At 44.8% G+C, this 7,860-nt stretch carries 10 protein-coding genes and 1 pseudogene; 9 read left to right on the top strand and 2 right to left on the bottom strand.

Features of this window, described 5'->3' with window-relative positions; all coding sequences use genetic code 11:
* Nucleotides 1-115, bottom strand: a pseudogene (locus I3248_RS11975) (IS1595 family transposase); the annotation flags it as partial.
* Nucleotides 116-260: 145 nt separating this feature from the next.
* Between I3248_RS11975 and I3248_RS11970 the strand changes: the two are divergent.
* The 8 genes from I3248_RS11970 to I3248_RS11940 all read left to right on the top strand — a co-directional run bounded on the left by I3248_RS11970 (nt 261) and on the right by I3248_RS11940 (nt 6,536).
* Nucleotides 261-791 (top strand): acetyl-CoA carboxylase biotin carboxyl carrier protein subunit, encoded by a 531-nt coding sequence (locus I3248_RS11970; protein WP_238063970.1) that lies wholly within the window; start codon nt 261-263, stop codon nt 789-791.
* A gap of 83 nt (nt 792-874) precedes the next feature.
* Nucleotides 875-2,224, top strand: a complete 1,350-nt coding sequence (gene accC, locus I3248_RS11965; protein ID WP_238063968.1) for an acetyl-CoA carboxylase biotin carboxylase subunit — start codon at nt 875-877, stop codon at nt 2,222-2,224.
* Nucleotides 2,225-2,347: 123 nt separating this feature from the next.
* A complete protein-coding gene (gene pxpB, locus I3248_RS11960; RefSeq protein WP_238063966.1) occupies nt 2,348-3,043 on the top strand; it encodes a 5-oxoprolinase subunit PxpB in 696 nt (231 codons plus the stop codon).
* A gap of 47 nt (nt 3,044-3,090) precedes the next feature.
* A complete protein-coding gene (locus I3248_RS11955; RefSeq protein WP_238063964.1) occupies nt 3,091-4,014 on the top strand; it encodes a biotin-dependent carboxyltransferase family protein in 924 nt (307 codons plus the stop codon).
* On the top strand, nt 4,004-4,738 hold the full coding sequence (gene pxpA, locus I3248_RS11950) for a 5-oxoprolinase subunit PxpA (RefSeq protein WP_238063962.1): 735 nt from the start codon (nt 4,004-4,006) through the stop codon (nt 4,736-4,738). Before I3248_RS11955 ends, pxpA begins: the two co-directional genes overlap by 11 nt.
* 71 nt (nt 4,739-4,809) lie before the next feature.
* On the top strand, nt 4,810-5,493 hold the full coding sequence (locus I3248_RS12160; RefSeq protein WP_269117196.1) for a divalent metal cation transporter: 684 nt from the start codon (nt 4,810-4,812) through the stop codon (nt 5,491-5,493).
* The gene (locus I3248_RS12155; protein ID WP_269117195.1) at nt 5,475-6,014 is read left to right on the top strand and encodes a divalent metal cation transporter; all 540 of its coding nucleotides are present in this window, start codon (nt 5,475-5,477) and stop codon (nt 6,012-6,014) included. The genes I3248_RS12160 and I3248_RS12155 overlap by 19 nt, the downstream gene beginning before the upstream one ends.
* Nucleotides 6,015-6,080: 66 nt before the next feature.
* Nucleotides 6,081-6,536 carry a biotin/lipoyl-containing protein gene (locus I3248_RS11940; RefSeq protein WP_238063961.1) on the top strand — a complete coding sequence of 152 codons (456 nt, stop codon included), beginning with the start codon at nt 6,081-6,083 and terminating at the stop codon, nt 6,534-6,536.
* Nucleotides 6,537-6,727: 191 nt separating this feature from the next.
* Here I3248_RS11940 and I3248_RS11935 read toward each other — a convergent pair whose 3' ends face one another.
* Complete coding sequence (locus tag I3248_RS11935) at nt 6,728-6,889, bottom strand: hypothetical protein (protein ID WP_201603158.1); 162 nt, start codon at nt 6,887-6,889, stop codon at nt 6,728-6,730.
* A 320-nt stretch (nt 6,890-7,209) separates the two neighbouring features.
* On the opposite strand from I3248_RS11935, the gene I3248_RS11930 reads away from it, so the two are divergent.
* The gene (locus I3248_RS11930) at nt 7,210-7,737 is read left to right on the top strand and encodes a peroxiredoxin (RefSeq protein WP_037058515.1); all 528 of its coding nucleotides are present in this window, start codon (nt 7,210-7,212) and stop codon (nt 7,735-7,737) included.
* The last annotated feature ends 123 nt before the right edge of the window (nt 7,738-7,860 follow it).

The following is a 7,860-nucleotide window of genomic DNA, read 5'->3' as shown; positions in this document are numbered from 1 at the left end:
TGGCTGTGGTTTTATTAACACCGACTAGGCTTGCTGCTGTTCTCGCGGTAGAACCAGCAACAAATAACTCGATTAGTCTGTTTTGTTTATACCAACTTAGTTTACTCTTTCTCATAGCGCTATCCTAAATAATTTTACTTATCTAGGACAGCCCCATATTTTATTACTTTCTGCATAGTTACAAATGACTTAGTATAAACAGTAATGGACTATTATCTGCCTTTTACTTTAATAAAACGACAAAGAATATGGATGAAAATATGAATATCAATTTTAACGATGTAGAAAGGCTCATTAACATTGCTGAACGTGCCAACATTGATTCCCTAGAAGTCGTTGACGGCAGTAAGCGTATCTCTATCATTTGTCAGTCTCCTTTTAATCAAAGCGGTAATCAAGACCGTAGTCATATCAATAGTAGAAACAGTTCTACTAGCACAGATCATACCTCTACAAACTCCTTTACAAACCCTAATGACAATTCTTCTGCGCAAGATATCGACTCTGCTGGCGCTGCTAAAGATAAACCAACTACAGAAACAGCCAGCGAAAACAACCAAATCACCGCTCCGATGCTCGGCACCTTTTATCGCCGCTCTGACCCGAGCGCCGATGTCTTTGTAAGCGTTGGCGATAGCGTGGTAGCAGGTGATACGTTATGCGTAATAGAAGCGATGAAAATCATGCATGAAGTCAAAGCCGATCGCGCCGGCAGTATTGAAGAGATTTTGGTCGAAGACGGTGATGTGGTTGAATTTGACCAAGCGCTGTTTATGATTAGTCCTAGCTAGGATATATTAGCTGGATTAGATATTGCCTATATTACTAACCGTATTTAAGCCATCAAATGGACTATATTTGCAAGGACAGCTTCATGTTTAAAAAAATTCTTATCGCCAACCGTGGCGAGATTGCGTTACGTATCATCCGTGCCTGCAAACAGCTGGGCATCACCTCCATCATCGTCTACTCCAAAGCCGATAAAGACTCGCTGCCCGTAAAACTTGCCGATGAAAAGATCTGTATCGGTCCTGCCCTTGCTACCAAAAGCTACCTAAACCAAGAAGCGATCATCTCCGCTGCCGAAGTTATGGGCGCTGAGGCCATTCATCCGGGTTATGGGTTTTTGGCAGAAAATGCCGCTTTTGCTGAGCGTGTCGCCCAAGCTGGATTAACCTTTATTGGTCCAACCTCAGACAACATAAAAAGCATGGGCGATAAGGTTGCGGCAAAAAAACAAATGCTAGAGGCTGGCGTCCCTTGTGTGCCCGGCTCTAATGGCGCACTGCCAAGCGACAAAGAAGCCGCGCTTAAAATCGCTAGAGAAGTCGGTTATCCGGTGATTATTAAAGCGGCAAGTGGCGGCGGCGGGCGCGGTATGCGCGTGGTTGAGAGTGAAGAGAACCTGATAAACGCCATTTCAATGACCCAAGCGGAAGCCAAAACCAATTTTGGCGACTCCGTGGTTTATCTAGAGCGCTATCTACAAGCGCCGCGTCATGTCGAGATTCAAGTCCTTGCTGATACCCATGGCAACGCCATTCATTTAGGCGAGCGCGATTGCTCGATGCAGCGCCGTCATCAAAAAGTGATTGAAGAAGCCCCTGCTCCCGGCATTAGCGCTGAACAACGCGTACAAATCGGTGAACGCTGCGCGCTGGCTTGTCAAAAGATGAATTATATTGGCGCAGGGACGTTTGAGTTTTTATATGAAAACGGCGAGTTTTTCTTTATTGAGATGAATACCCGTATCCAAGTTGAGCATACCATTACTGAGCTGGTGACTGGTATCGATATCGTGCAAGAGCAGATATTGGTAGCAGCAGGTCAGCCTTTGAGCTATACGCAACAAGACGTCAGAATTAACGGTCATGCGTTTGAATGCCGAATCAATGCTGAAAACCCTTATACCTTTATGCCCAGCCCCGGACGTATCGATTATTGTCACCTGCCAGCAGGATTTGGCATTCGCGTCGATAGCCATATCGAATCGGGCTATACCGTCCCGCCCTCTTATGATAGCTTAATTGCCAAAATCTGCGTCCATGCGCCAACGCGAGAGCAAGCTATCGACAAGATGCAAGCGGCGCTATCAGAATCTGAGATACAAGGTATTGATACTAATATTGCCTTGCACCAAAAACTATTTGCTGATCCCGAATTTAACAAAGGCCAAGTAAGTATTCATTATCTATCGCAGTGGATCGCTGAGAATATTGAGTAAAAAGTAATTGAGTAAAAAGCATTATCAAAGACAACTGACATATTTTTTATCATGTGCAGCATTTTTAAATGGTCTTAACTAAAACTAGAATGTAGAAACAAGAACCAAAAGGAATCGCGATCTATGGCTACTCAAGACGCAACCGTTACAGAAACCACAGTATCTGAGCCGCCGCAGTGGCAGCTGTGTAGCGAAACCAATTTGGTGTTATTTTTCCCTAAGCCGACCACGCTTGCCAAGCAGCAACAGTGCTGGGCGCTGGCAGATAGCGTGCAACAGTTGCCAGAGGTGAGCGAGGTAGTCATCGGTATGAATACGCTGAGCGTGTTTACCAGCCCTTTAACTTATAAACAGCTTCAAAACCTGCAACAAACGCTCACCGAATTAAGCGCCAACCCCGAGCAAAAGCAGATTCAAGGTAAGCATGTCGAGATTCCTGTACATTACGGCGGCAAGTATGGCCCTGATCTAAAATCTATGTCCGCTGAATTAGGCTTATCTGTTGAAGAGGTCGTCGAGAAGCATACGGCAGCGACGTATACGGTGTACTTCATTGGATTTCAGCCCGGCTTTCCCTACCTTGGTGGCTTAGCGGAAGCGCTTTACTTCCCAAGACATACCAATCCGCGCACCAAAGTTCCAGCAGGTTCGGTCGGTATTGGCGGCGAGCAAACGGGTATATACCCTTTTGCTTCTCCGGGCGGTTGGCAGCTACTCGGACAAACAGAAACCAAGTTATTTGATTTGTCCAAGGAGTCACCTACGCTATTAAGCGCCGGTGATACGCTTAAATTTAGCGCTATTGATATTTATGAGTGATGAATAATCTCAAAACAACAAATTAACGATAAAAATAGGCGGTAGTGATGAAAGTTTTAGCCTGCAATGCCCTTGCTAGTATCCAAGACCTCGGTAGATTTGGCTATCGTAGTACGGGCGTGCAACGAGGTGGCGTGATGGATCGCTGGGCCTTTGCAGCCGGTAACGCTTTAATCAAAAATGCATTAAACGAGCCGGCTTTAGAGATCACATTAGGCGGCTTGACGCTAAAATTTACTAAAGACACTGCTTTTTGTATCACAGGCGCTTTATACGAAGCTTCTTTAGATGATAAGCGTATCCCTTGCTATTGGCGCATCAATGCCAAAGCCGGACAGATATTAAAACTAGTACGCCCCCTAAAAGGCATGTATAGCTACCTTTGTGTCCATGGCGGCTTTGCTGTCGAGCCAATTTTAAATTCTTCTAGCACCAATGATAAGGCAGGTTTTGGCGGCTTTAAAGGTCGATTCATTCAAGAAAACGATGTCATTAAATTAAACACCTCTTCCCAATTATCCAACATAGGCGTTGCCGCCTTACCCGATACTCGTATCATTCGAGTCGTCAAAAACAGCGAATACGACTCCTTTACTAGTGCCTCGCAAAAGCTATTTTTTAAGCAGCGCTGGAAGATAGAAACCAGTAGTAACCGTATGGGTTACCGGTTTAAAGGCGAACAAGCACTTGAGCTTAACGCGCCGCTACAAATGAGCTCGCACGGCGTCGATATCGGTATGATTCAAGTCCCGCCGCAAGGACAGCCTATCGTTCTGATGGCTGACGCGCAAACCACAGGCGGTTATCCCAAAATCGCCAGCGTCATCGACGCCGATATTGGCCTACTGGCGCAAATTCGATATGGTAAGGAGTGTCAGTTCGATCTTTTGACCATAAAAGACGCTTTAGTGCAGCGCCAAAACAGACAACGTTATATCGCACGTATCAAGGAGTACGCTCATGAAAATTGATCTAAACGCTGATGTCGCCGAAGGCTGCGGCCAAGATGATAAACTACTTACTATAGTCAGCTCTGCCAATGTCAGCTGTGGTCTGCACGCCGGTTCCTATGCCGAGATGCTCGCCACCCTCAAGCTGGCAAAACAACATAACGTGCGCGTCGGCGCGCATCCGGGGCTTGATGACAAAGAAAACTTTGGCCGGGTGCAGCAAGACTTAGACGAAGATGGCTACCGTGCCCTTATCAGCTACCAGCTTGGGGCTACCAAAGCGGTATGCGATATGGTCGGCGTCACGCTTGATTACGTCAAACCGCACGGCGCGCTATACAACCAAGCTGCGGTTGATAAAGACTTAGCAGATATCGTGGTCAGTGAGATTAAACGCTTTGACCCTAGTCTTAAAATCATGGGCCTATCAGGCGGTCATTTAGTTAAAGCCGCCAAAGCGCACGATATGCAAGTGATCTCTGAGGTATTCGCTGATAGAAACTATGAAAATGACGGCTCGCTAGTATCACGCACCAAGGACAACGCGTTGATCACCGATCCTAAAGAGGCCAGCCGGCACGCGCTTGAGATGATTACCGAGGGGGTAGTGACCAGTGTTGACGGCAAAAAAGTCCCGGTCGAGGCGCAAAGCATCTGTCTGCACAGTGATAGCGAACATGCGGTAGCCTTTGCTAAAAGTATCAAAGAGCAGCTGCAGCAGCAAGGTATTGAGATATCGGCATAGATAGTAAATAACAGATAGTCAGTAGTCGTTATAGAGTCAACATATAATAAAAACCCTAAACAAGGACGTTTATGAGCACCATAAAAAAACACAATACCGCCATTTTGGGCGCGGCCTTTTTGATGGCAACCTCAGCGGTAGGGCCCGGGTTTTTGACCCAAACCGCTACTTTCACCGAAAGCTTGCTGGCAAGCTTCGGTTTTGTGATTTTAATCTCTATTATTATGGATATTGGGGTACAGCTTAACGTTTGGCGCGTGGTCGCTGTCTCCAAAAAACGCGCGCAAGAGATTGCCAACTTGGTGTTCCCGGGCGTGGGCTATTTGCTATCTTTTTTGATTGTCGCTGGCGGTCTGGCCTTTAACATCGGTAATATTGGCGGCGCGGGGCTAGGCATGGAGTCGGTGTTTAACATCTCTCCCATTACCGGCGCGCTCATTAGCGGGGTTATCGCGGTCGCCATCTTTTTAGGCCGAGAGACCGGGCCTATTATGGATAGATTTGCCCAGCTGATGGGCTTTATCTTGATCATACTTATCATTTATGTGGTGTTTAAATCTGATCCGCCGTTAGCTGAAGCCGCTACCAAAACCATTATGCCCGATAAGATCGACGCGGTGGCTATCGTCACTCTAGTCGGCGGCACGGTCGGCGGTTATATTACCTTTTCAGGCGCGCATCGATTATTAGAAGCGGGGGTCAGCGGTGAAGAGAATCTTGACTCGGTGACGAGAAGTTGGTCTCAGGTATTTTAATTGCCTCTATCGTTCGGGTGTTTTTATTCCTCGCCGTCTTGGGCGTGGTCTCACAAGGTTATGCGTTAGACCCAACCAATCCTGCGATGTCACCTTTTCAATATATCTTAGGTAACGTCGGTAAAATCATCTTTGGTATCGTCATCTGGGCGGCATCTGTGACCTCAGTCATTGGCGCCGCTTATACCTCAGTGTCTTTTATGACCAATTTTCACCCCTTTATCGAAGAATATAAGCGCTTTTTTATCATTGGTTTTATCGTCGTCTCCACCCTAGTTTTTGCCACTATCGGTAAGCCGGCGCAAGTGCTGGTGCTGGTGCTGGTGCTGGTGCTGGTCGGTACATTGAACGGTTTGGTACTCCCAATAGCAATGGTGATTGTCCTGATCGCCGCTTATAGAAAGAATATCATCGGTAATTACAAACATCCCATTTGGATCGCCGCGTTTGGCTGGGTTATCGCTGTGGCTATGAGTGTGCTTAGTGCGATGACTATTGCTCAGTACTTAGGTATTAATTAGGGGTTTTAGTTAGGGGTATGAGTTAACTGATTTTAAATAGTAGATATAGTAGATAAGGATAATATTATGGATATCGCTGCCGTTGAGCGCTTAGTAAAACTGACAGAAGCAAGTCAGGTGTATCAAATAACCATTGAGGACAACGATCAATCTATTAGTGTGGTTAATGGTTCTCGTACCGCTAAAAGCTCTGTTCGAAACTCTATAGACTCATTATCAATCGAGGTAGGCGACAATACTAATTCCTCTCTTAAGGCAAAAAATAACAATGCCCAAGACCAAGAGGCTTTACAAGTACGCTCTCCTCACGTTGGCTATATGCGCTTAAGTGCCGATGGCGCGACGGATAATGTGATACAAAAAGGTGATGCAATTGAGATAGGTCAAACCATTGGATTTGTTGAAGTATTGACGAAACTGCTACCCGTTACCAGCGATAAAGCCGGCACGGTTAATGAGATTTTAGTTGAAGAAAGCCAAGTCGTAGAATATGGTCAGCCGATTTTGCAGTTAACTGAATAAAGATTAACAAGTCATGTGTAATAAATAGGTTAGATAACTAGCTATTGACGGGTTGTAACCTACTGAACTGTCTAAACCCTCTACCAGCAAGCTTAGCTTTTAATATTTTATTGATAGATATTGACAGCGTAAAAAATGTCCGTATAACCTCCCCTCATCATCACATGATTGATGATTTAAGCGGGATTAGCTCAGTGGTTAGGCACAGTGGTTTGCGCTGAGGTGCCGGGTTCACTAATATCATTACTCATATCATTAAGATCAGTCGCGGCATAGGCTTGATAACTGATACTCATTAAAAAACTGAGCTGTATCGCTTTTACTAAAGGTTTCTTGTGAGAAGGTTTAGGCATAAGATATTCTTCGTTTGGTTTTGAAAAAGAAAATAGCAACTATGGAGATGCTACTAGATCGTTATCGACTCTACATAGAGTAACAAAGCAGATAGAATATATAATAATCATTCTCATTTGTAAATGATAATCGTTACTATTTACAAATTTAAAGTGTATAGCATGGCTGAGTTTTATTCGAATGAGTCACCGTTAACAATAGACCACGAGTATTCAAACCATATTACAACCTTAAAAATTTGCTTATAAGTTGCAATAACTACTATCATATCGATGCACTATTAAAACCATAAAGATCACACCCCAAATAGGAGAAAATAATGATTAGCCATGTACCTGACGTAACGTTCAAAACTCGTGTTCGTGATGAGTCTATCGGCGGTGATAACCCCTTCACTTGGTATGACCTGACCACGGATGAGTTATTCGCTAATAAAAAAGTGGTCGTGTTCTCACTACCTGGCGCCTTTACGCCTACGTGTTCGACCAGCCATCTACCGCGTTATGAAGAGCTATATGAGGAGTTTAAGGCGCTTGGCGTAGATGAAATCGTTTGCGTTTCTGTCAATGATGCCTTTGTCATGTATCAATGGGGTCTCAAGCAAAACCGTGAAAACGTCTTCTTGCTACCTGATGGTAATGGTGAGTTCACTCGTAAAATGGGCATGCTAGTAGATAAGAGCAATCTTGGCTTTGGTATGCGCTCATGGCGTTATTCGATGTATGTCGATAATAAAGAAATCAAAAAGGTGTTCAAAGAACCTAACTTCGGTGACAACTGCCCAATAGACCCGTTCGAAGTATCAGATGCTGACACCATGTTAGAGTATCTAAAGAGCAACGCCTAATATCTACTGACTGGTATTACAATCATTCAAAGATAGCTCAAAAAAAATCCTCACAACTCATTGACAAGTGAACTGACCCCCAAATGTTGGACGGTTTAGTTTATACCAAGGACTGAGTTCTGT

The organism is Psychrobacter sp. Ps3 (genome assembly GCF_022129275.1).
Classification (GTDB): Bacteria; Pseudomonadota; Gammaproteobacteria; order Pseudomonadales; family Moraxellaceae; genus Psychrobacter; species Psychrobacter submarinus.
Note: the sequence above shows the minus strand (reverse complement) of the source record. Positions and strands in the feature narration are given on the sequence as shown.